This window comes from Streptomyces sp. NPDC006687 (assembly GCF_040636215.1).
GTDB lineage: Bacteria > Actinomycetota > Actinomycetes > Streptomycetales > Streptomycetaceae > Streptomyces.
The window spans coordinates 309,071-331,730 of record NZ_JBEYJJ010000001.1 but is presented as its reverse complement, the minus strand read 5'-3'; the positions used below and the strand labels follow the sequence as shown (position 1 = coordinate 331,730).

Here is a 22,660-nt window from a genome sequence, read left to right as displayed (position 1 = left end):
GCTGAACGACGCCCCCGGGGAAATGGTGTCAGAAACCGGGGCAGGGGTATCGGGCCCCGCCCCGTCTCCGACCGCACCCCGGCCGAGCCATGGCCACTCTACCGGCCGGGGAATGGGGACATCAGTGCTCAGGGTTGCTGGTGACCAGTTCGGTGAGGACTCCGTGGCAGTCCTTCGGGTGCAGGAAGGTGATGCGGGAGCCCATCGAGCCGATGCGGGGCTGGTCGTACAGCACGCGGACGCCCTTGCCGCGGATGGCCTCGGCGTCGCCGTCGACGTCGGCGGTGCCGAAGGCGATGTGGTGGACGCCCTCGCCGTTCTTGGCGAGCCACTTGCCCACCGCGGAGTCCTCGCGGGTGGGCTCCAGGAGCTGGAGGTAGGAGGCGCCGCCGTCGGAGGTCTCGTTGATCTTCAGCATGGCCTCTCGCACGCCCTGTTCCTCGTTGACCTCGGTGTGGAACACCTCGAAGCCGTACGTGGCACGGTAGAACTCGACGGTCTTGTCCAGGTCGAAGCAGGCGATCCCGATGTGGTCGATTCTTGTCAGCATGGGTCCAGTGCACCGCCGAGGAGGGTCGTCACGCAACGTGCCAGCGATCACACCGACTGCCCGGTGACGGCGCGGGTACTGCTCAGTACATTCAGGTAAACCCTCGTTCACTCCTCAGCTTCCCCGCTGAAAGGGGATTCGCCCTCATGTCCGAAGCGATCAACACCACCTCAGTGATCGTCGCCGGGGCCCGCACGCCCATGGGGCGGCTGCTCGGCTCGCTGAAGTCCTTCTCGGGCGCCGACCTCGGCGGTTTCGCCATCAAGTCCGCGCTGGAGCGGGCCGGGATCTCCGGCGACCAGGTCCAGTACGTGATCATGGGCCAGGTGCTCCAGGCCGGCGCGGGCCAGATTCCCGCCCGCCAGGCCGCCGTCAAGGCCGGCATCCCGATGAACGTGCCCGCGCTCACCATCAACAAGGTGTGCCTGTCGGGCCTCGACGCCATCGCGCTCGCCGACCAGCTCATCCGCGCGGGCGAGTTCGACATCGTGGTCGCGGGCGGCCAGGAGTCGATGACCAACGCCCCGCACCTGCTGCCGAAGTCCCGCGAGGGCTACAAGTACGGCGCGATCGAGATGCTCGACGCGATGGCCTACGACGGCCTCACCGACGCCTTCGAGAACATCGCGATGGGCGAGTCCACGGAGAAGCACAACACCCGCCTGGGCATCGAGCGCGCCCCGCAGGACGAGTTCGCCGCCGCCTCCCACCAGCGGGCCGCCGCCGCGCAGAAGAACGGCGTCTTCGAGGCCGAGATCACCCCGGTCGAGATCCCGCAGCGCAAGGGCGACCCGGTGATCTTCGCGTCCGACGAGGGCATCCGCCCGGAGACCACGGTGGAGTCCCTGGGCAAGCTGCGCCCGGCCTTCGCCAAGGACGGCACCATCACCGCCGGCACCTCCTCGCAGATCTCCGACGGCGCCGCCGCGGTGGTCGTGATGAGCAAGGCCAAGGCGGAGGAGCTGGGCCTGGAGTGGCTGGCCGAGATCGGCGCCCACGGCAACGTGGCCGGCCCGGACAACTCCCTCCAGTCGCAGCCCTCGAACGCGATCCAGCACGCCCTGAAGAAGGAGGGCCTGGAGGTCTCCGACCTGGACCTGATCGAGATCAACGAGGCGTTCGCCGCGGTCGCCGTGCAGTCAATGAAGGACCTCGGCGTGACCCCGGAAAAGGTGAACGTCAACGGCGGCGCCATTGCCCTGGGCCACCCCATCGGCATGTCCGGTGCCCGTGTGGTGCTCCACCTGGCGCTGGAGCTCAAGCGCCGCGGCGGCGGTGTCGGCGCGGCCGCGCTGTGCGGCGGCGGCGGCCAGGGTGACGCCCTCGTCATCCGCGTCCCGAAGGCGTAGGTGCTGACCGCATGGTGACGGTGGACGTCCCCGCCCTGGTGGCGCAGGCCCGCGAGGGCCGGCCGCGGGCCGTGGCCCGGCTGATCTCACTGGTCGAGGGGGCGTCCCCGCACCTGCGTGAGGTCATGGCCGCCCTGGCCCCGCTCACGGGCGGCGCGTACGTGGTGGGGCTGACGGGCTCCCCGGGGGTCGGCAAGTCGACCTCGACCTCGGCCCTGGTCACGGCCTACCGCAAGGCCGGCAAGCGGGTCGGCGTGCTCGCGGTGGACCCGTCCTCGCCCTTCTCGGGCGGGGCCCTGCTCGGCGACCGGGTCCGTATGTCCGACCACGCCTCCGACCCGGGGGTCTACATCCGCTCCATGGCCACCCGGGGCCACCTGGGCGGCCTCGCGTGGGCGGCGCCGCAGGCGATCCGGGTCCTGGACGCGGCCGGCTGCGACGTGATCCTGGTCGAGACGGTCGGTGTCGGGCAGTCGGAGGTGGAGATCGCCTCGCAGGCCGACACCTCGGTGGTGCTGCTGGCGCCGGGGATGGGCGACGGGATCCAGGCGGCGAAGGCCGGCATCCTGGAGATCGGCGACGTGTACGTGGTGAACAAGGCCGACCGGGACGGCGCGGACGCGACCGCCCGGGAGCTGAACCACATGCTGGGCCTGGGGGAGTCCCGGGGAGCGGGCGACTGGCGGCCGCCGATCGTCAAGACGGTCGCGGCGCGGTCCCAGGGCATCGACGAGCTGGTCGAGGCGCTGGAGAAGCACCGGGCGTGGATGGACGAGCGCGGGGTGCTGGCCGAGCGCCGCGCCGCGCGGGCCGCACGTGAGGTGGAGACCATCGCGATCACCGCCCTGCGCAGCCGGCTGGCCGACCTGCACGGGGACGCGCACCTGGGGGCGCTGGCCGCCCGGGTCGCCGTCGGGGAGCTGGACCCGTACACGGCCGCCGACGCGCTGCTGGAGACGCTGACCGAGGGCTGAACCGGCGGTGGGCGGGGGCGGGGAGGCACTCTCCGCCCCCGCCCGCCGGCGGCGCTCAGGAACCGTCGTCGTCGTTGTCGCTGTCGTGGTCGTTCGAGCTCGCGGGCGCCGTGGTGGCCTTGCCCGAGGTGGGGTCGACGTGCACGCTCCTGGTCTGGCCGTCGCTCCCCTTGATCTGCGCGTTCCAGTACGGGGTGCCGCCGTTGTCGCCGTCGTCCCAGTCGAGGCTCGTGACCTTGCCGGGACTGGCGGCCAGGGCCGCCTTCATCGCCCGCTTGGCGTCGACCTTGGCGGCGATCAGCGACGCGTGCTCGTTGCCGTCGGTGTCGGTGTCGGAGTCGCGGGTGGCCGCCTTGCCGCTGCCGGAGACGTCGATCTCGGCCTCCTTGCCGTTCTTGGCGACCACGTTGACGTGCCACACGGAGCCGTCCTGGTCGAGGGACTCGACGACGCCGGGATAGTGCTTGAGAGCCGCGTCGACGGCGCCGTCGGCGGTCACGTCGGCGCGGGCGGCGGCGGCCGTGGTCACGGCTCGGGCCGCGTCACCCGTCGCCGCGGCGGCCACGGCCACCGGGCCGCCGGCCATCAGGGCGAGGGCGGCGGCTGTGCAGATGATCACGTTGCGCTTCATCGGCGGAACCTCCTCGGGCCGGCCGGGGCGCCCGGGGGGTTGGGCGGCGGGCGGCCGGCGGGCGTCACCGTCCATTGTCCGGGCGCCCGCCGGATCCGGCGCGGGGAGTCCCTCAGACCTTGCCGCGCTGGCCGCGCAGGTGGTCGGCCACCGGGCTCAGGGAGGCGCGCAGCGCCGCCAGGTCCTGCGGGCTGAGCAGGTCGATGAAGTGCTGCCGGACGGACGCCACGTGGTGCGGGGCGACCTTGCGCATGGTCTCCATGCCCTCGTCGGTGAGCACCGCGTACAGGCCGCGGCGGTCGGACTCGCAGTTCACCCGGGTGACGAGGCCGGCGGTCTCCATACGGGTGATCTGGTGGGACAGCCGGCTCTTGGACTGGAGGGTGGCGGTGGCCAGGTCGCTCATGCGCATCCGGTGCCCCTCCGCCTCCGAGAGGTTCACCAGGATCTCGTAGTCGTTGTTGGTGAGTCCGAAGGGCTGGAGATCCTTTTCCAGCTGGTGCATCAGCAGTCTGCTGACGTCCAGGTGGGTGCGCCAGGCGCACTGCTCGGCGTCGGTCAGCCAGGGGGTCCCCCCAGACGGAGTCTGGGGGAGCGTGGCCGTGTCGGTCTCCATGGTCTCCATAAAAGAACTCTACCTAAGAAGTTGAATTACGTACAAAAATCGGAAGATCTGCCCGGCGGGGGAAGGGCGGGCCGTCTCACAGGTCTCACAGGTCTCACAGGCCGAGCCGCCGCTGGAGGTCCCCCAGCTGCCCGGGCATGCGCGGCACCCCCAGCTGCCCCAGCGGACCCTGGCCGGCCCCCGGAACACCCTGCGACTCGACCGCCCCGGCGCCCACCGCGCCGACCGACTGCTCCGCCATCAGCATCTCGCTCGACTGGAGCAGGACCGTCCCCGCGCCGACGAACTCGAACTGGTGCTCCTCGCCCGAGGCGCCGCCGAGGCCCGTCAGTGCGCGCAGCCCGCCGATCACACCGGACATGTAGCCGTGGTCGTAGTGGTGGCAGGGTGAAGGGCAGTCCGCCCAGCCCACCAGCGCCTGCGGGTCCACCCGCAGCGGCGGCTCCATGAAGACCACCGGGCCGTTGGACGCCGCCACGAACTTCCCGGTCCCGATCAGCGTCAGGAAGCCCGGGACGATCGACTGCTTCAGGGCCAGCGAGGGCTGGTACGCCAGCAGGTTCCCCGACCGGATGGTCAGGTTCCCCTCGTCCAGATCGTACGAGTTCACGTCGAAGGCCCGGTCGGCCAGCAGCATCTTGCCCTGCCCCTCGGCCACCACCCAGTCGCTCGCGTGCAGCGGCGAATGGAAGCTGGTCCGCAGCAGCCGGTCGAAGCGGCCGTTGCCGATGCCGTTGAACTCGATGCGCCCGTAGTACGAGATCATCTTGCCCTTCTGCAGGAACCACTGGTTCCCCTTGAGCTCCACGCAGAAGGTGTACTTGTTCACGTTGTCGTCGGAGGGCAGCGTGTAGGGGTCGAAGACCGTCGGACCGCCGGGCCCGCCGCTCACGGGGCCAAAGTTCACAGCTTCTCCTCCGACGCCTGTACGTACACCGCGCCCTGGCCGGACAGCTCCAGCTGGAACGCCTCACCCGAGCCGCGCCCCACCATGTCCCGCCAGCCGAGCGCGGTGGAGAGCTTGTTCCTGACGTCCCCGTGGTGGGCCACGTACGCCTGCGGGTCGACGTGGACCGGCCGGCCCGGGGTGATGGGGAGCTCGATGACCCCGCCGTGGGCCATCACGGCGACCGCGCCGTGGCCCTTGAGGGTGGTGGTGAACAGGCCCTGCCCGGTCACCTGGCCGCGGACCATGCCCATGACACCGCCCTGCGAGCCCATGAACATCGTGCCCTGCTGGAGGGTGCCGTCGAAGGCGAGCAGCCGGTCGGCCTCCACGTAGAGGGTGTCGCCCTGGAGGTTGATCACCTGGATGTGGTGGCCGCCGTGGCCGAACATCACCGTGCCGCTGCCCTCCACCTCCATCAGCGGGGTCTGCTCGTTCGCCACCCGGCGCCCGATCATCCCCATGACGCCGCCCTGGCCGCCGGTGATGCTCGGCGTGAAGGAGACCTCGCCGCGGTAGGCGAGCATCGCCCCGCGCTGGCTGTACAGCCTCTGCCCGGGGACCACCTGGGCCTCGATCATCTTCGCGTTGATCTCGCGGAACGGCATCAGAGGTCACCCCCGATCGTGTTGCGCTCGCTGGGCTGCACGTACACCAGGCCCTCGCCCTCGAAGCGGATCTGGAACGCCTCGCCCGAGCCCTCGCCGATCAGGGTCCGGAAGCCGATCCCCGACTGGAAGGACTGCTGGAGGTTGCCCGTGTGTGCGATGTACGCCCCCGGGTCCACCGACAGCGGGTACTGGGCGCTGACGCGCAGCACCACCGCCGGGCCGTCGGACATGATCGCCGCCTGGCCGGAGCCCTCCACGGTCGTGGTGAAGAGCCCGTTGCCGGTGCTCGCGCCGCGCAGGCCGGTGAAGGTCGTCCCGGTGCGCAGGGAGGCGGCGGTGCACAGCAGGTTGCTGGACTCCACGTAGAGCTTCTCGCCGCGCAGGTCGACGAGGTTGATCTCGCTCGCCCGGTCCGCGAAGTAGCAGGTGCCGTGTCCCTGTACCTCCATCACCGTCATCTGTTCGCCGGTGAGCCGGCGCGTCACCATCCCGCGGAGACCTTCGCCGCCGCCCGTCATCTTCTTGAAGGCCATCTGCCCGTCGTACGCGACCATGGAGCCGTTCTTCGCTTTCACGGCGTCCCCGGTCAGCTCGACGGCCAGCACCTTGCTGCCTTGGAGTCGGAACTGAGCCACGGGGATGAAGGTATCGGCACCGGGCGGCACCCAACAGAGTCCCCGGGCCGATATGCGCCACATTCGCCGGGGTTGGGGGTTCCGCGCCCCCCGCCCGAAGATCCCCGGGAGCGGCTGAGACACTGGATCCGCCCCCGGTCCCCGGCCCCGAAGGTTCCACGTGGACATCAAGACCGCCTCCGCCCTGCACCGGCTGCGCCTCATCTCCGTACCCGAGGCGCTGTCGTTCCCGGCCCTGCTGATCTTCGGCTCCCTGCTGAGCCGGATCTCGGACGTCGACTACCTGATGATGCCGCTGGGCATCCTGCACGGGATCCTGTTCGTCATCTACGCGGTGTTCCTGCTGGACGTGTGGAACAAGGCGAAGTGGCCGCTGAAGAGGGTCGCCCTGTTCTTCCTGTTCGCGGTGCTGCCCTTCGGCGGGCTCTACGGCGACCGGCTGCTCAAGCGGGAAGAGGCCGACAGCGTCATCGCCGCCCGCGCGCGTGAGGAGGCCCGGGCATGATCGTCGCGTTCTCGGTGACCCCGCTGGGGGTGGGCGAGGAGGTCGGTGAGTACGTGGCCGACGCGGTCCGCGTGGTGCGCGAGTCCGGGCTGCCGAACCGCACCGACGCCATGTTCACCACCGTGGAAGGTGAGTGGGACGAGGTGATGGACGTCGTCCGGCGTGCGGTCGCCGCGGTGGAGGAGCGGGCCCCGAGGGTCTCGGTCGTCCTCAAGGCCGACATCCGCCCGGGTGTGAGCGACGGGATCACCTCGAAGGTCGAGACGGTCGAACGCCACCTCGCGCAGGGCTGAGCCCCCCGCTTTTCCGCCGAGCGCCCCCCGCCTTCCGGCGGGGGGCGCTCGCGTCATCGCGCGGCGGCGCCCGAGGCGAGGGCGATGGCCAGGGGAGTGCGTTCGTAGCGGACCTGGTGGCCGTGGCGGGCGGAGAGCAGCAGCCCTGCCTCCTGGAGCACCCGCAGGTGCGCCGAGACGGTGGACGGGGCCAGGCCCAGCCGGTGGGCCAGCGCCGTGGTGGAGGCCGGCTCCTCCAGGGCGCACAGCACATCGGCCCGGCCCCGGCCCAGCAGGCGGGCCAGCGCCGCCGGGGTGTTCTGCCGGACCGGGGTCCACAGGGCGCCGATGCCCCGGGCCGCGTAGACGACGGTCGGCTGCCAGGGCGGGTCGAAGCCGCCGGCGATCTGCGGCCAGATGAAGGCGCTCGGCATCAGCAGCAGCCCCTGGCCGCCCAGGACGCGCTCGTGCTGGGAAGGCCGCTCGATGGTCAGGGTCAGGGAGGCGGAGTCCCAGACGAGGTCCGGGTGCAGCCCGTCGAAGAGGGCCTCCAGGCCCCCGGCGGCGAGGCGGCGCGAGTGGAAGAGGATGTCCGCCTCCAGCAGGGCCCGCAGCCGGGGCCAGTGCGGCGCGACCAGGACGGTCCAGGCCCGCTCCAGCAGATCGGCCAGCTCCCGTACGGACCGGGCGGGGTCCGCGAGCAGGTACCGGCCCAGCTCGCTGTCGAGCGCGCCCGGTGTGCAGGCGAGGGACCTGCGCATGTCCTCCCGCGCCGTGGCCGGGTCGGCCGCGCGGACCAGGGCCAGCTCCTGCGAGAAGGACACGCCGGGCCCGCTGGGCGGGGGGCTGATGAAGTCGGTGCTGTGCCCGCGCCGGGGCATCAGCAGCCACAGCGGCCGCAGGTCCAGCCCCGTGGCGGCGGCGCGGATCCCGCGCAGCCAGGGCAGGTGGTAGCCCTGCCGGTCCGGGCGCGTGAGGGTGCGGACGGCCTCCTGGGTCTCCCACAAGGGTGAGAGCGCGAACCGGCACCGCAGCAGGTCCTCGTGCCCGAAGTGATGCAGCAACCCCATGCCCGCCCCCGCTCCCCTCGTACGCCGGCCCCGCCCCGCGGCACTCTGTCGCAACATTCGCCCCCGGACGAATCCCTACACCCCCCGCCCCGCCGCCGGGACGCTTCCCCCATGCCAGCAGACTCCGCACCACCGGCCCCCGCACGCGGGGCCGCACCGCACACCGCCCCGCACCCGGCCCCTCCGGGCCCCGGCCCCGGTCGGGCGGCCGGCTACCGGGCCGTGTTCCGCGTCGCCGAGTTCCCCGCCGTCTTCGCCGCGCATCTGATGTCCGTGCTCGGGGTGGTCGTCGCCGAGATCTCCCTCACCGTCCTCGTCTACCGCGCCACCGGTTCGTCCCTGATGAGCGCGCTCACCTTCGCCCTGGGGTTCCTGCCCTACGCCCTCGGCGGCACCCTGCTCGCCGGGATCGCCGACCGCCACCCCGCCCGACGGGTCCTCGTCGCCTGCGATCTGGTGTGCGCCGCCTGCGCCGCCGCCATGGTCTGGCCGGGTACGCCCGTTGCCGGGATCCTCGTCCTGCGCTGCGCCATGGCCTTCGTCGCGCCCCTCTTCCAGGGCGCCCGCAGTGCTTCCCTCGCCGACATCCTCGGCTCCGGCGAGCCGTTCGTGCTCGGCCGGTCGCTGCTGAGGATGGTCGCGCAGAGCGCCCTGCTCACCGGCTTCGGGCTCGGCGGGCTCCTGCTGACCGTCCTCGCACCGCGCGAGGCCGTCGCCCTGACCGCCGCCGGGTTCCTGGCCTCCGCCCTGCTGCTGCGCCTGGGCACCCGGTCCCGGCCCGCCCGCGCCGGCGCCGTCCGGCACTCCCCGCTCGGCGGGCTGCGGGCCGTCTTCGGGCACCGCCGGCTGCGCGCCCTGACCCTGCTGTGCTGGGCCCCGTCCGTCTTCGCGGTCGTCCCCGAGGCCCTGCTCACCCCGTACGCCGACGGCATCGGCGCCGGGACCGTCACCCTCGGGGTGCTGATGTGCGCCCTTCCCGCGGGAACCATCGCGGGTGAACTCTGGGCCGGCTCCGCGCTCACCCCCCGGACCCGCGCACGGATCACCGCCCCGCTGGCGGCCGTCTCCCTGCTGCCGTACCTGGCGTACGCGCTGCGCCCCGGCCCCGTCGTCGTCGCGGCGGCGCTCGTCCTCGCCGGGCTGGCCCACGCCCACGCCCTCGGCGTCGACCGGATGTACGTCGACACCGTCCCCGACGAACTGCGTGGCCGCGCGATGACCCTGCTGAGCACCGGGGTGATGACCTTCCAGGGGGTCGGCATGGCCCTGGCCGGAGCCGCCGCCGAGCTCTTCCCCGCGCACGCCGTCGTCGCCGGATCGGCCCTGATCGGGACCCTCGTCGTCCTCCTGCTGCTCGCCGAACTGCGCGCCACCGCACCCACCGTCGCGCGGGCCGAGGAGTGAGACGGGGGGCCACCGGAAAAGGACCGACCGGTAGGGTCTGGTGGATGCCGAAGCCGCTCAGCCTCCCCTTCGACCCCATCGCCCGCGCCGACGAGCTCTGGCGGCAGCGCTGGGGTCCCGTGCCGTCCATGGCCGCCATCACCTCGATCATGCGCGCGCACCAGATCCTGCTCGGCGAGGTCGACGCGGTGGTGAAGCCGTACGGCCTGACCTTCGCCCGCTACGAGGCGCTGGTGCTGCTCACCTTCTCCCAGGCGGGGGAGCTGCCCATGTCGAAGATCGGCGAGCGGCTGATGGTCCACCCGACCTCGGTGACGAACACCGTGGACCGCCTGGTGCGCTCCGGTCTGGTGGCCAAGCGGCCCAACCCGCAGGACGGGCGCGGCACGCTCGCCTCCATCACGGAGAAGGGCCGCGAGGTGGTCGAGGCGGCGACCAAGGACCTGATGGCGATCGAGTTCGGCCTCGGCGCCTACGACGCGGAGGAGTGCGCGGAGGTCTTCGCGCTGCTCAGGCCGCTGCGGGTGGCCGCCGGGGACTTCGACGAGGGCTGACGGCCGGGGTGCGTCAAGATCGCACAAAGCGGACGGTTACGCTCGACGGCATGAAACGAAGCGTGCTCACCCGCTACCGCGTCATGGCCTACGTGACCGCGGTCATGCTCCTGATCCTGTGTGCCTGCATGGTGGCGAAGTACGGCTTCGACACCGGCGCCGACCTGACCCTCGCGGTCTCGCAGGTCCACGGCGTGCTCTTCATGATCTACCTGGTCTTCGCCTTCGACCTCGGCTCCAAGGCCAAGTGGCCCTTCGGCAAGCTGCTGTGGGTCCTGGCGTCGGGCACCATCCCGCTGGCGGCCTTCTTCGTCGAGCGCGGGGTCCGCGCCGAGATCGAGCCGCTGGTCGCCGACGCCCCGGCCACCGTCTCGGCCTAGCCTGGCCCAGCCGGCGTCCGGCTTCGCTCGCGCGGGCCTGTAGGAACGCTCGAACCTCACCCCCGGGGACGACTCTCCGGGGGTTTGCCATCGACATTTACTAGGACGTCCTAGTAAATTCGAAGGTATGGACGCTGACGCCATCGAGGAGGGCCGCCGCCGCTGGCAGGCCCGATATGACAAGGCCCGCAAGCGGGACGCGGATTTCACCACGCTCTCCGGCGATGAGGTCGAGCCCGTCTACGGGCCCCGGCCCGGCGACGCGTACGAGGGATTCGAACGCATCGGCTGGCCGGGGGAGTACCCCTACACCCGCGGCCTGCACCCCACGGGGTACCGCGGCCGGACCTGGACCATCCGCCAGTTCGCCGGCTTCGGCAACGCCGAGCAGACCAACGAGCGCTACAAGATGATCCTCGCCGCCGGCGGCGGCGGGCTCTCGGTGGCCTTCGACATGCCCACCCTGATGGGCCGCGACTCCGACGACCCGCGCGCGCTCGGCGAGGTCGGGCACTGCGGCGTCGCCATCGACTCCGCCGCCGACATGGAGGTCCTCTTCAAGGACATCCCGCTCGGCGACGTGACCACCTCGATGACCATCTCCGGCCCGGCCGTCCCCGCCTTCTGCATGTACCTCGTCGCCGCCGAGCGGCAGGGCGTGGACCCGTCCGTGCTCAACGGCACCCTCCAGACGGACATCTTCAAGGAGTACATCGCCCAGAAGGAGTGGCTCTTCGAACCCGAGCCGCACCTGCGCCTCATCGGCGACCTCATCGAGTACTGCGCCCAGGGCATCCCGGCGTACAAGCCGCTGTCCGTCTCCGGCTACCACATCCGCGAGGCCGGGGCCACGGCCGCGCAGGAGCTCGCGTACACCCTCGCCGACGGCTTCGGGTACGTGGAGCTCGGCCTCTCCCGCGGCCTGGACGTGGACCACTTCGCGCCCGGCCTGTCCTTCTTCTTCGACGCCCACCTCGACTTCTTCGAGGAGATCGCCAAGTTCCGCGCCGCCCGCCGGATCTGGGCGCGCTGGATGAAGGAGGTGTACGGCGCGCGGAACGAGAAGTCGATGTGGCTGCGCTTCCACACGCAGACCGCCGGCGTCTCCCTGACGGCCCAGCAGCCGTACAACAACGTCGTGCGCACCGCCGTGGAGGCCCTCGCCGCCGTCCTCGGCGGCACCAACTCCCTGCACACCAACGCCCTCGACGAGACCCTCGCCCTCCCCAGCGAGCAGGCCGCCGAGATCGCGCTGCGCACGCAGCAGGTGCTGATGGAGGAGACCGGCGTCGCCAACGTCGCCGACCCGCTGGGCGGTTCCTGGTACGTCGAGCAGCTCACCGACCGGATCGAGGCCGACGCCGAGAAGATCTTCGAGCAGATCAAGGAGCGCGGCCTGCGCGCCCACCCGGACGGCAAGCACCCCATCGGCCCCATCACCTCCGGCATCCTGCGCGGTATCGAGGACGGCTGGTTCACCGGCGAGATCGCCGAGTCGGCCTTCCAGTACCAGCGCGCCCTGGAGAAGGGCGACAAGCGCGTGGTCGGCGTCAACGTCCACCACGGGTCGGTCACCGGCGACCTGGAGATCCTGCGCGTCAGCCACGAGGTGGAGCGCGAGCAGGTACGGGCGCTCGCCGCCCGCAAGGAGCGCCGCGACGACGCCCGGGTCAAGGCCGCACTGGAGGCGATGCTGGGCGCCGCCCGCGACGGCTCGAACATGATCCCGGCCATGCTGGAGGCCGTACGGGCCGAGGCCACGATGGGCGAGATCTGCAACGTCCTGCGCGAGGAGTGGGGCACCTACACCGAGCCCCCCGGCTTCTAGCCCCCGCCGCCGCACCGGGCCGGCCGCACCGTTCCCCCCCCCCGGGAACACCGCGGCCGGCCCCGTGGGTCGTGCGGGGCCGCCGTCTCAGGCGCGGGCCGTCAGGCCGTGCATCAGCAGGGCGGTGAAGGACGCCACCCAGCCCTCGTCCACCGGCTCGGAGCTCACCAGCGCCCGGTGCACCACCGTGCCCGCGATCACGTCGAAGATCAGGTCCGTGGTGTGGGCGGCCAGCACCTGGTCCTCCTCGTACGGGAGTTCGCCGCGGGCCTGCGCCCGTTCGCGGCCCAGTACGACGAGACGTTTCTGCCGGTCCACGATCGCCGACCGGATCCGGTCCCGCAGCGCCTCGTCCCGGGTGGACTCGGCGACCACCGCCATCAGGGCCGTCCGGGCCTCCGGGCGCCGCAGCAGCTCCGCGAACTGGAGCACCACGTACTCGATGTCCGCTTCCAGCGAGCCCCGGTCGGGCAGTTCGAGGGCGTCGAAGAGCTCCGCGACCGCGTCCACGACCAGCTCGTTCTTCCCCGCCCAGCGCCGGTAGAGGGTGGTCTTCGCGACGCCGGCCCGGGCCGAGACGTCCCCCATCGTCAGTTTCGACCAGCCCAGCTCCACCAGCGCGTCCCGCGTCGCCGCGAGGATCGCCGCGTCCGCAGCCGCGCTGCGGGGGCGGCCCGTACGGCCGGGCTGGGGGATGCTGCGGGAGCAGGGCTTGCGCATGGCCGAGACCATACCCGCCAGTAGCGGAACCGTCGGGGGCCTCCGCGCTGTGGTTCAGATCACGAGGCGCCCGGCGTCCGGGGGAGTTACGCTACGGCTCGTAGCGAAAGAGCGGCAACCACGCGAAGAGCTACCGGCGCCAGGTGGGGACCCGGCGTCACGCAGCACCAGCAGGACGCGGAACCGTCGGGAACGAGGTTTCGCGCGGGATCTTCCGGGATCCTTTTCGTCGGCGCGCGCACTCGGGGGAGGATGTACGCATGCAGCCCAGAAACATGTCCATGAGCGGCGTCGTCGACCTCGCCGCGGTGAAGGCGGCCGGCGAAGCCAAGGCGAAGGCCGAGCAGGCGCGTGCCGAGGCGGCCCGCCACGGCGGCGGCGCCCCCGGCGGCTCCGTACCGCCGTCCGCGCTCGTCACCGACGTAGACGAGGCCGCGTTCGAAACCGCCGTCCTCCAGCTCTCCAACGAGGTCCCGGTCGTCCTCGACTTCTGGGCCGAGTGGTGCGAGCCGTGCAAGCAGTTCGGCCCGCTCCTGGAGCGGCTGACCGTCGAGGCGAACGGCCGCCTCGTCCTGGCGAAGATCGACGTCGACGCCAACCAGATGCTGATGCAGCAGTTCGGCATCCAGGGCATCCCGGCCGTGTTCGCCGTCGTCGCAGGCCAGGTGCTCCCGCTCTTCCAGGGCGCCGTGCCCGAGCAGCAGATCCGCGAGACCCTGGCCCAGCTGGTCCAGGTCGCCGAGGAGCGCTTCGGCATCCTCGGCCTCCAGATCGACCCCGACGCCGCGGGCGCCCCCGCCGCCGCGGCGGCCGCGCCCGTTCCGGCCGGTCCGTACGACGCGCTGCTGGAGGCGGCGGTCGTCGCGCTGGACGCGGGCGACCTCGCCGGGGCCGTGCAGGCGTACAAGAACGTGCTCGTCGACGACCCGGCCAACACCGAGGCCAAGCTGGGCCTGGCCCAGGCCGAGCTGCTCTCCCGGGTGCAGCACATGAACCCGCAGACCGTCCGCGTCGAGGCCGCCGAGAACCCCCGCGACCCGGCCGCCCAGATGGCCGCGGCCGACCTGGAGCTGGCCGGCGGGCACGTGGCGGACGCCTTCTCCCGCCTGGTGGACACCGTACGGGTGACCACCGGTGACGAGCGAAACTCTGTACGGGTGCGCCTGCTGGAGCTCTTCGAGGTGATCGGCTCCGACGACCCGCGGGTGAGCGCGGCCCGTACGGCGCTGGCGCGGGTGCTCTTCTAGGCGCTGCCCCGTCCGGGCCGTCCCCGGCTCGATTTGTTGACACAGAGATAAACAGCGGCCGCACTTTGCCAAAACTTGGTCATCGCGGCCGCTGTTACTCGCAGTAAGCCGAACCCCGTGAACTGTCCGGTTGGTTCCTTCTTCGCCCCTTCTGTCGTGGCCCAGGGTGACACCCTGTGTGGCCGCTGTGCGACCGAGGGACGCACTGCGGTTACCCAGCCGTTACCCGCGAGTAACGACCCCCCTTGTGCCCCGGCCTGGAATGGACCAGCATCGGCGACGCTCGGTCCTTCCCGCAGCCCCGCTCATCAGGCGGCAGCGGTGGAGGGTCCCCACCGAGTGGGCCGGTGGCACGCACACCGGCCGTGGACAGGGGGGTCTCTGCCACACCGGCAGGGCCTGTCCTCCAGGTTGCGCGAACGCGTGGCCCAGTGGTTGTCGCTCGGGGGTGATCGCCGGTGTATCGGACGCGGCTGCGCCGCGCCTCGGCCGCCTGCGCTTCTTCCCGAGGACGTAGCACTTCTCCCATCCCAGGCCGGGCTCTGTCCGGACCGGAGATGTACGTCCGAGAAGGAGGAACGAAATGAGTTCTCAGGTTCGCGGCGGGACCAGATGGAAGCGCTTCGCGCTCGTCATGGTCCCGTCCATCGCGGCCACGGCCGCGGTCGGTGTGGGTCTCGCGCAGGGTGCCCTCGCGGCCTCGTTCAGCGTGTCGGGCCAGGACTTCAAGGTGTCGGCCGACGAGCTCGTCGGCCAGGACCTGATCCAGTACGGCAGTGTCGCCGAGGGCGCCACGCTGGGATCCGACGCGAAGAGCAAGCACCCGGTCACGATCTCGGGCTTCAGCTCCGCCAAGATCACCAACATGTGCCAGTCGCTGGTCACCCCGGTGCCGCTCCTCGGCACCTCGATCACGCTCCAGCTGCGCACGGGCAACAAGGGCCGCTCGGCCGAGGCCACCAACCTCTACCTCGATGTCGCCGAGCTGGACGCGGACGCCAAGTTCGACCAGCTCGACATCGGTGTCGCGGTGGGCGACAAGAGCAACACCACCAAGCCGGTCCCCGGCACGGTGATGGACAACGGTCTCTTCGCACAGCGCGCCAAGACGGCCACGCTGACGAAGGTGCGCCAGAAGGCGTGGGCGACGACGGCGGGCACCTTCACGCTGCCCGACCTCAAGCTGCGCCTGCTCAGCGGCGACAAGCCGTGCTACGAGGACGAGAAGTAGGCCGGTCCCGTCCTGTGAGGTGACCGGGCGGGCGGGCGGCGGCAGCCGCCGTCGTGCGCCCGCCCGGGCTCCACAGAGTTCTCCGTACCACCGTTTCCAGGGAGCTGTTGTCCATGAACCCCGAGGCCCCGGTTCGCGCCGCAGACGACCACTGGCTCACCGTCACGTTCCGCCGCTTCCGCGTCTGGCGGGGGCAGCGTCCCTTCTGGGCCGGTCTGTTCACCCTGCTCGGCGGAGTGCCGATCGCCTACTTCCCCTACGCGGACCTGCGGCTGGGCAACATCACCCTCGCCATGGCGACGACGGCCGGATCCGGCTCGCTGATCATCGGCGTCCTGCTGATCACGATCGGCCTGGCCCTCTGGTTCCAGCAGGGCATCCGCGTCTTCGCCGGTGTCGCCGCGATCCTGCTGGCGCTGGTGTCGATCCCGGTGTCCAACCTCGGCGGCTTCTTCATCGGCTTCCTCGCCTCCATGGTCGGCGGAGCCCTCGCGCTGGCCTGGGCCCCGGGTGTCCCGGCGGAGGAGGAGCCCGAGGCGGCGGCCGCCGACGAGGCGCAGGAGATGCAGGACCCCTTCCACGGCATCCCGGCCCCCCGCGAGACGCACACGCCCTACCTGACCGAGACGACTGCCCACGCCGATGGCGGGAGGAACAGTGCGGGGTGACGAGACGCAGCCGGGCGTGGCCCCCGGCGCGGAGTCCCGTGAGAGAAGGGGCCGCCACGCGGCGCCCCGGAAGTCGCTGCTGAACAAGCTCCAGATACCCGTCGGCAAGACGATGGCGCTCGCGGCGATGCCGACGGCCGTCCTCGTCGGGATGGGCATGGCGCCCAAGCTGGCCCTGGCCGACGACAAGGACATCCCCTTCGCGCCCGGCCCGTGCGTGACGCGCTCCGACGAGCCCTCTGCGTCGGCCTCGCCGTCGCCGTCCGGCTCCCCGTCCGCTTCCCCGTCCGCCACGCCCTCCCCGGGTGCGTCGCCGAACGCGAGCCAGGCCCCGAAGCCGGGGACGAGCCCCGCGGCGACCCCGCCGGCGAAGCAGCCCGAGGCCCCCAAGGCGCCGCAGCAGCAGACCCCGCCGGCCAAGCCGTCCGCGAGCGCCTCCCCGTCCCCCTCGGCGGCGAAGACGACGAACCCGCTCGACCCGCTGGGCGTCGGCGACGCCCTCAAGGGCCTCGTCGACGGACTCGGCAAGCCCCTCCAGGGCGCGCAGAAGCCGGCCACCCCGGCGCCCGCGCCCACCCCGACCACCGCGAAGACCGCCGACCCGACGGCCGACGCGATCCGCGACGCCGCGAAGAAGGCCGGCGTCACGGTCGAGGAGCTGCCGCAGGACGTCAAGGACACCGTCAAGACCCCGAAGGACGAGACGGCCAAGCCGCTGCCCGGCGTCGGCACGACGGACGGCGCCTCGCCGTCCCCCTCCGCCTCCACCACGGCGGACCCGGACGGCAAGCAGCCGTTCCCCTGCCCCACCTTCGACGCCAAGGCCCTGGCCGACGCGAAGCTGGAGCCCGGCATCCCGCTCCTGCCCGACGAGCCCTGGTACCTGGACAGCTCCCTGCTGACCCTCTACGGCCTGGACTACGCGGGCATCGTCGAGGTGAAGACGGCGAACGGGCACACCAAGAAGGTCCTGAAGTTCACGGCGGACTCCCTGGACATCAAGGACCTCTACCAGACGGTCGGCAAGAGCGGGAACGTCGCCCACCTGAAGTCGCGCCCGGGCTCCACGTCCAAGATCCGCGACGGCAAGGTGACGATGTACACCGAGAGCCTCAAGGGCAACCTCTTCGGGCTCATCCCGATCGAGTTCACCCCGAACAGTCCGCCGCCGCTGAACGTCCCCTTCGCGTTCTTCACGAACGTCAAGGTGGTCCAGGCCGGCCAGTTCGGCGGCAACCTCACCGTCCCGGGCCTGCACAACTACGTCGGCCCGCCGGAGGGCTGATCCCGGCGCGCGGAACGCACCGAGGGCGGCGCCCCCGGCCCCTTGCGGGGCCGGGGGCGCCGCCCTCGGTCTCTGTGCGGCAGAGGCGGGCGGGCCCGGGGGGCTCAGTCGCGGGTGGTGCCGCCCAGGTGGTGGACGCGGACCATGTTGGTCGTGCCCGGGACGCCGGGGGGCGAGCCGGCCGTGATGATCATGGTGTCGCCCTCGTTGAAGCGCTGGAGCTTCAGCACCTCGCCGTCGACCAGGTCGACCATCGCGTCCGTGCTGTCGGCGTGCGGGACGACGGCCGACTCCACGCCCCAGCTCAGGGTGAGCTGGTTGCGGGTGTTCACATCGGTGGTGAAGGCCAGGATCGGCTGCTGGGCGCGGTAGCGCGACAGGCGCCGGGCGGTGTCGCCGGACTGGGTGAAGGCGACCAGGGCCTTCCCGTCGAGGAAGTCCGCGATCTCGCAGGCCGCACGGGCGACGGAGCCGCCCTGGGTGCGCGGCTTCTTGCCCGGGACCAGGGGCTGGAGGCCCTTGGACAGGAGCTCCTCCTCGGCCGCCGTGACGATCTTCGACATGGTCTTGACGGTCTCGATGGGGTAGGCGCCCACCGAGGACTCGGCCGACAGCATGACCGCGTCGGCGCCGTCGAGGATGGCGTTGGCGACGTCGGACGCCTCCGCGCGGGTCGGGCGGGAGTTCGTGATCATCGACTCCATCATCTGGGTGGCGACGATCACCGGCTTGGCGTTGCGGCGGCACATCTCGATGAGCCGCTTCTGGACCATCGGGACCTTTTCGAGCGGGTACTCGACGGCCAGGTCACCGCGGGCCACCATGACCGCGTCGAAGGCCGCGACCACGGCCTCCATGTTCTCGACGGCCTGCGGCTTCTCCACCTTGGCGATGACGGGGACCCGGCGGCCCTCCTCGTCCATGACCCGGTGGACGTCCTTGACGTCGTTGGCGTCGCGGACGAAGGACAGGGCGACCATGTCGCAGCCCATCCGCAGGGCGAAGCGCAGGTCGTCGACGTCCTTCTCCGACAGGGCGGGGACGTTCACGGCGGCACCCGGCAGGTTGATGCCCTTGTGGTCCGAGATGACACCGCCCTCGATGACGATGGTCCGCACCCGCTGGCCGTCGACCTCGGTCACCCGCAGCTCGACGTTGCCGTCGTTGATCAGGATCTGGTCACCCTTGGCGACATCGCCCGGGAGGCCCTTGTAGGTGGTGCCGCAGATGGACTTGTCGCCCGGGACGTCCTCGGTGGTGATGGTGAACTCGTCACCGCGCACCAGCTCGACGGGGCCCTCGGCGAAGGTCTCCAGACGGATCTTCGGGCCCTGGAGGTCGGCGAGGACGCCGACCGCCCGGCCGGTCTCCTCGGAAGCCCTCCGGACGCGGTCGTACCGCTCCTGGTGTTCTGCCTGGGTACCGTGGCTGAAGTTGAATCGGGCCACGTTCATACCTGCCTCGATGAGCGCTTTCAGCTGCTCAAGCGAGTCGACGGCGGGGCCCAGCGTGCAGACGATTTTGGAACGGCGCATGAAGCGGATCCTATCCGTTTGTTTCGTAGCGGAATATTCCGTCTGGTGGAAAGTCCAAGTGACTAACGGGTAACCAGCGCGTACGCCTGGGTGGCGATCTCCAGCTCCTCATCGGTCGGGACCACGGCCACCGCCACACGCGCGTCGTCAGCGGAGATCAGCCGGGGCCCGGAGGAGCGGGCCGCGTTCGCCTCCGGGTCCAGTACGAGCCCGAGCCCCTCCAGTCCGGACACGGCCGCCTCCCGCACCACCGAGGCGTTCTCGCCGACACCCGCAGTGAACACCACCGCGTCCACCCGGCCCAGCACCGCCGTGTAGGCGCCGATGTACTTCTTCAGCCGGTGCACGTACGCGGCCAGTGCCAGGCGCGCCGGCTCGTCGCCCGCCTCCGCCCGGCGGGTCACCTCGCGCATGTCGTTGTCGCCGCACAGACCCAGCAGACCGCTCTTCTTGTTCAGCAGCGAGTCGATCTCGTCGACCGACATCCCTCCTACCCGCGCCAGGTGGAAGATCACCGCCGGGTCCAGATCCCCCGACCGGGTTCCCATGACCAGCCCCTCCAGCGGGGTCAGGCCCATCGAGGTCTCCACGCACACCCCGCCGCGCACCGCCGAGGCGGAAGCCCCGTTCCCCAGGTGCAGCACGATCACGTTCACGTCCTCCACCGCCCGGCCGAGCAGCGCGGCCGTGGCCCGCGAGACGTAGGCGTGGGAGGTGCCGTGGAAGCCGTACCGCCGGATGGAGTACTTCTCGGCGGTCGCCGCGTCGATCGCGTACCGGGCCGCGTGCTCGGGGATCGTCGCGTGGAAGGCGGTGTCGAAGACGGCCACCTGCGGGAGGTCCGCGCGCAGTTCGCGCGCCACCTCGATCCCCGTCACGTTGGCCGGGTTGTGCAGCGGGGCCAGCGGGATCAGGGAGCGGATCTCCGCCAGCACCTCGTCGTCGATCACCGTCGGGGCGGTGAACCGGGTCCCGCCGTGCACCACCCGGTGGCCCACGGCGGCCAGTTCGGGCGAGTCCAGGCCCATGCCGTCGGCGGCCAGCTCCTCGGCCACCGCCCGCAGGGCCGCCCCGTGGTCCGCGATGGCCTCCGTCCGCTCGCGCCTGCCGCCCGCGGCGCCGGGCCCGGCGAGCGGCTCGTGCACCAGCCGCGAGCCCTGCTCGCCGATCCGTTCCACCAGGCCGGCGGCGAGGCGGGAGGAGTCCGCCATGTCGAGGAGCTGGTACTTGACCGACGAGGAGCCGGAGTTGAGGACGAGTACGCGCGATGCGGTCACGGTGCGGGTCTTTCCTTCGGAACGGAGGAGGCGAGGAGGAGCGGAGGCGAGGGGTGGTCAGGCGGTGGGGGCCGGCGCGCCCTGGGTCTGCGCCTGGATCGCGGTGATGGCCACCGTGGTCACGATGTCCTGGACCAGCGCCCCGCGCGAGAGGTCGTTGACGGGCTTGCGCAGACCCTGGAGCACCGGGCCGACCGCGACGGCGCCCGCCGAACGCTGCACGGCCTTGTACGTGTTGTTGCCCGTGTTCAGGTCCGGGAAGATCAGCACGCTCGCCCGGCCGGCCACCTCGGAGCCGGGCAGCTTGGTCGCCGCCACCGAGGGCTCCACGGCCGCGTCGTACTGGATCGGGCCCTCGATCAGCAGGTCCGGGCGGCGCTCGCGGACGATCTCGGTGGCCTTGCGGACCTTGTCCACGTCCGCCCCGGAGCCGGAGGTGCCGGTGGAGTACGAGAGCATCGCGATCCGCGGCTCGACCCCGAAGGCCGCCGCGGTGGCGGCCGACTGCACGGCGATGTCGGCCAGCTGCTCGGCGTCCGGGTCCGGGTTGACCGCGCAGTCCCCGTACACGAGGACCTGCTCGGCCAGGCACATGAAGAAGACGGAGGAGACGATCGAGGCTTCCGGCTTGGTCTTGATGATCTCGAACGCCGGGCGGATGGTCGCGGCGGTGGAGTGTACGGAGCCGGAGACCATGCCGTCGGCCAGTCCCTCCTGGACCATCAGCGTGCCGAAGTAGTTGGCGTCCGCGACCACGTCGTGGGCCAGTTCGACGGTCATGCCCTTGTGGGCGCGGGCCTGCGCGTAATACTGGGCGAACCGTTCCCGCAGCGGGGAGACCGCCGGGTCGATGAGCTGCGCCCCGGAGATGTCGACGCCCAGGTCGGCGGCCTTCTTCAGGATCGCCTGCTCCTCGCCCAGCAGGGTCAGGTCGCAGACCCCCCGCCGCAGCACCACGTCCGCGGCGCGCAGCACCCGTTCCTCGGTGCCCTCCGGCAGGACCACGCGACGGCGCTCGGAGCGGGCCCGCTCCAGCAGCTCGTGCTCGAACATCATCGGGGTGACGCGCTCCGAGCGGGCCACCGACAGCAGTCCGCGCAGCTCGGCGGTGTCCACGTGCCGCTCGAAGAGGCCGAGTGCCGTTTCCAGCTTGCGCGGGGTCGCGGAGTTCAGCCGGCTCTGCAGCGAGAACAGCTCGGCGGCCGTCGGGAAGCTGTTGCCGGCCACCGAGACCACCGGGGTGCCGGGCGCCAGCTTCGAGGCGAGGGTGAGGACGTCCCGCCCCGGGTGTTCGCCCAGGGTCAGCAGCACCCCGGCGATCGGCGGGGTGCCGGAGGCGTGCGCGGCCAGGGCGCCGACGACCAGGTCGGAGCGGTCCCCGGGGGTGACCACCAGGCAGCCGGGGGTCAGGGCGGCCAGGAAGTTCGGCAGCATCGCGCCGCCGAAGACGAAGTCCACGGCGTCGCGCGCCAGCCCGGCCTCGTCGCCGAGCAGCACCTCGCCGCCGAGCGCCCGGGTGATCTGGGCGACGGTCGGCGCCGAGAGGGACTTGTCCTCCGGCAGGACGTAGCAGGGCACCGGCAGGCGGGCGGCGAGCCGCTCGGCTATGGAGTCCCGGTCCGCGGGGGCGACCCGGTTGACCACCATCGCCACCACGTGGCAGCCCAGGCCCTCGTAGGCCCGGTAGGCGTTGCGGGCCTCGGCGCGCACGGCGTCGGCGGGCTGCTTCGTGCCGCCCACGACGGGCACGACGACCGCGCCCAGCTCGTTGGCGAGGCGGGCGTTGAGCGCCAGCTCGTCGGCGAGGCCGGCCCCGGCGTAGTCCGTGCCGAGGACCAGCATGACCTCGTAGTCCCGGGCCACCTGGTGGTAGCGGTCCACGAGCCGGGAGACCAGTTCGTCGGTGCCCTTCTCGGCCAGGACCGCGGACGCCTCCCCGTACTCCATCCCGTACGCGGCCGAGGCGTCCTGGTCGAGCCGGTAGCGGGCCTTGAGGAGGTCGAAGAGGCGGTCCGGGGCGTCACGCAGCAGCGGGCGGTAGACGCCGACCCGGCCCGTCCGGCGGGTCAGCAGCTCCATGATCCCCAGTTCGACGACCTGGCGGCCGTCCCCCCGCGCGATCCCGGTCACGTACACGCTGCGCGTCACGCGTGGTCTCCGTCCATGCTGTGGATATCCGTTCGGTCTGGCTCGACCTCTTGACAATACCTCGATCAGTGGATAATGCGCCCGGTGGATCAGAGGCCCGGGCGGCCGGGGCGAAGGGCCTGGTGGGGCGGAGCGGCGCGGAGCGCGGGGCACCCCGGCGGCGTGGAACAATCGGACACCTGGGATCAATACGACCATCACGTGCGACCAGGAGC

The 22,660-nt window shown here is 71.7% G+C and carries 23 protein-coding genes; 12 read left to right on the top strand and 11 right to left on the bottom strand.

Annotation, left to right across the window (positions count from 1 at the left end; genetic code table 11):
• Positions 1-121: 121 nt before the first annotated feature.
• A complete protein-coding gene (gene mce, locus ABZ716_RS01485; RefSeq protein WP_100862853.1) occupies positions 122-550 on the bottom strand; it encodes a methylmalonyl-CoA epimerase in 429 nt (142 codons plus the stop codon).
• A gap of 146 nt (positions 551-696) precedes the next feature.
• Between mce and ABZ716_RS01480 the strand changes: the two genes are divergently transcribed.
• Together ABZ716_RS01480 and meaB are read left to right on the top strand one after the other, a co-directional pair.
• On the top strand, positions 697-1,899 hold the full coding sequence (locus ABZ716_RS01480; RefSeq protein WP_351879025.1) for an acetyl-CoA C-acetyltransferase: 1,203 nt from the start codon (positions 697-699) through the stop codon (positions 1,897-1,899).
• 11 nt (positions 1,900-1,910) lie between these two features.
• Positions 1,911-2,873 carry a methylmalonyl Co-A mutase-associated GTPase MeaB gene (gene meaB, locus ABZ716_RS01475; RefSeq protein WP_358955623.1) on the top strand — a complete coding sequence of 321 codons (963 nt, stop codon included), beginning with the start codon at positions 1,911-1,913 and terminating at the stop codon, positions 2,871-2,873.
• 55 nt (positions 2,874-2,928) lie between these two features.
• Here the strand turns inward: meaB and ABZ716_RS01470 are convergent, their stop codons facing one another.
• The 5 genes from ABZ716_RS01470 to ABZ716_RS01450 form a co-directional block, all read right to left on the bottom strand.
• Positions 2,929-3,504, bottom strand: coding sequence for a PepSY domain-containing protein (locus ABZ716_RS01470; protein ID WP_358955620.1), 576 nt, complete (start codon positions 3,502-3,504; stop codon positions 2,929-2,931).
• A gap of 112 nt (positions 3,505-3,616) precedes the next feature.
• Complete coding sequence (locus ABZ716_RS01465; RefSeq protein WP_358955881.1) at positions 3,617-4,120, bottom strand: MarR family transcriptional regulator; 504 nt, start codon at positions 4,118-4,120, stop codon at positions 3,617-3,619.
• A 103-nt stretch (positions 4,121-4,223) separates the two neighbouring features.
• On the bottom strand, positions 4,224-5,021 hold the full coding sequence (locus tag ABZ716_RS01460) for an AIM24 family protein (RefSeq protein ID WP_358812551.1): 798 nt from the start codon (positions 5,019-5,021) through the stop codon (positions 4,224-4,226).
• A gap of 11 nt (positions 5,022-5,032) precedes the next feature.
• Positions 5,033-5,683, bottom strand: a complete 651-nt coding sequence (locus ABZ716_RS01455) for an AIM24 family protein (RefSeq protein ID WP_358812477.1) — start codon at positions 5,681-5,683, stop codon at positions 5,033-5,035.
• Positions 5,683-6,321: an AIM24 family protein gene (locus tag ABZ716_RS01450; RefSeq protein WP_351879010.1), complete on the bottom strand. Its 639-nt coding sequence runs from the start codon at positions 6,319-6,321 to the stop codon at positions 5,683-5,685. The genes ABZ716_RS01455 and ABZ716_RS01450 overlap by 1 nt, the downstream gene beginning before the upstream one ends.
• A gap of 160 nt (positions 6,322-6,481) precedes the next feature.
• Between ABZ716_RS01450 and ABZ716_RS01445 the strand changes: the two genes are divergently transcribed.
• Positions 6,482-6,826, top strand: a complete 345-nt coding sequence (locus tag ABZ716_RS01445; RefSeq protein ID WP_358812476.1) for a DUF3817 domain-containing protein — start codon at positions 6,482-6,484, stop codon at positions 6,824-6,826.
• Complete coding sequence (locus tag ABZ716_RS01440; protein ID WP_358812475.1) at positions 6,823-7,119, top strand: MTH1187 family thiamine-binding protein; 297 nt, start codon at positions 6,823-6,825, stop codon at positions 7,117-7,119. The genes ABZ716_RS01445 and ABZ716_RS01440 overlap by 4 nt, the downstream gene beginning before the upstream one ends.
• Before the next feature lie 53 nt (positions 7,120-7,172).
• On the opposite strand, the gene ABZ716_RS01435 is transcribed toward ABZ716_RS01440, so the two are convergent.
• Positions 7,173-8,168: a DUF5937 family protein gene (locus tag ABZ716_RS01435; RefSeq protein WP_358955618.1), complete on the bottom strand. Its 996-nt coding sequence runs from the start codon at positions 8,166-8,168 to the stop codon at positions 7,173-7,175.
• A gap of 111 nt (positions 8,169-8,279) precedes the next feature.
• On the opposite strand from ABZ716_RS01435, the gene ABZ716_RS01430 reads away from it, so the two are divergent.
• The 4 genes from ABZ716_RS01430 to ABZ716_RS01415 all read left to right on the top strand — a co-directional run bounded on the left by ABZ716_RS01430 (position 8,280) and on the right by ABZ716_RS01415 (position 12,334).
• Positions 8,280-9,572: an MFS transporter gene (locus ABZ716_RS01430; protein ID WP_358955616.1), complete on the top strand. Its 1,293-nt coding sequence runs from the start codon at positions 8,280-8,282 to the stop codon at positions 9,570-9,572.
• Positions 9,573-9,616: 44 nt separating this feature from the next.
• On the top strand, positions 9,617-10,126 hold the full coding sequence (locus tag ABZ716_RS01425; protein ID WP_358812472.1) for a MarR family transcriptional regulator: 510 nt from the start codon (positions 9,617-9,619) through the stop codon (positions 10,124-10,126).
• A gap of 50 nt (positions 10,127-10,176) precedes the next feature.
• Positions 10,177-10,506: a DUF3817 domain-containing protein gene (locus ABZ716_RS01420; RefSeq protein WP_355965124.1), complete on the top strand. Its 330-nt coding sequence runs from the start codon at positions 10,177-10,179 to the stop codon at positions 10,504-10,506.
• A 127-nt stretch (positions 10,507-10,633) separates the two neighbouring features.
• Positions 10,634-12,334, top strand: a complete 1,701-nt coding sequence (locus tag ABZ716_RS01415) for a methylmalonyl-CoA mutase family protein (protein WP_358812471.1) — start codon at positions 10,634-10,636, stop codon at positions 12,332-12,334.
• An 87-nt stretch (positions 12,335-12,421) separates the two neighbouring features.
• On the opposite strand, the gene ABZ716_RS01410 is transcribed toward ABZ716_RS01415, so the two are convergent.
• Positions 12,422-13,054 (bottom strand): TetR/AcrR family transcriptional regulator, encoded by a 633-nt coding sequence (locus ABZ716_RS01410; protein ID WP_358812470.1) that lies wholly within the window; start codon positions 13,052-13,054, stop codon positions 12,422-12,424.
• Positions 13,055-13,314: 260 nt separating this feature from the next.
• On the opposite strand from ABZ716_RS01410, the gene ABZ716_RS01405 reads away from it, so the two are divergent.
• The 4 genes from ABZ716_RS01405 (at position 13,315) to ABZ716_RS01390 (ending at position 17,485) form a co-directional block, all read left to right on the top strand.
• Positions 13,315-14,301: a tetratricopeptide repeat protein gene (locus ABZ716_RS01405; protein ID WP_358955613.1), complete on the top strand. Its 987-nt coding sequence runs from the start codon at positions 13,315-13,317 to the stop codon at positions 14,299-14,301.
• 583 nt (positions 14,302-14,884) lie between these two features.
• Positions 14,885-15,532, top strand: coding sequence for a DUF6230 family protein (locus ABZ716_RS01400; protein ID WP_351878981.1), 648 nt, complete (start codon positions 14,885-14,887; stop codon positions 15,530-15,532).
• Between the two features lie 113 nt (positions 15,533-15,645).
• Positions 15,646-16,200, top strand: coding sequence for a DUF6114 domain-containing protein (locus tag ABZ716_RS01395; protein WP_358812468.1), 555 nt, complete (start codon positions 15,646-15,648; stop codon positions 16,198-16,200).
• Complete coding sequence (locus ABZ716_RS01390; RefSeq protein WP_358812467.1) at positions 16,190-17,485, top strand: hypothetical protein; 1,296 nt, start codon at positions 16,190-16,192, stop codon at positions 17,483-17,485. The genes ABZ716_RS01395 and ABZ716_RS01390 overlap by 11 nt, the downstream gene beginning before the upstream one ends.
• Positions 17,486-17,589: 104 nt before the next feature.
• Here ABZ716_RS01390 and pyk read toward each other — a convergent pair whose 3' ends face one another.
• From pyk to pta, 3 genes are all read right to left on the bottom strand, one after another.
• Positions 17,590-19,020, bottom strand: coding sequence for a pyruvate kinase (pyk, locus tag ABZ716_RS01385; RefSeq protein ID WP_351878972.1), 1,431 nt, complete (start codon positions 19,018-19,020; stop codon positions 17,590-17,592).
• A gap of 62 nt (positions 19,021-19,082) precedes the next feature.
• Positions 19,083-20,297 carry an acetate kinase gene (locus ABZ716_RS01380; protein ID WP_358812466.1) on the bottom strand — a complete coding sequence of 405 codons (1,215 nt, stop codon included), beginning with the start codon at positions 20,295-20,297 and terminating at the stop codon, positions 19,083-19,085.
• 57 nt (positions 20,298-20,354) lie between these two features.
• Entirely contained in the window at positions 20,355-22,445 is a 2,091-nt protein-coding gene (pta, locus tag ABZ716_RS01375) for a phosphate acetyltransferase (RefSeq protein WP_358812465.1), read from the bottom strand.
• Between the last annotated feature and the right edge of the window lie 215 nt (positions 22,446-22,660).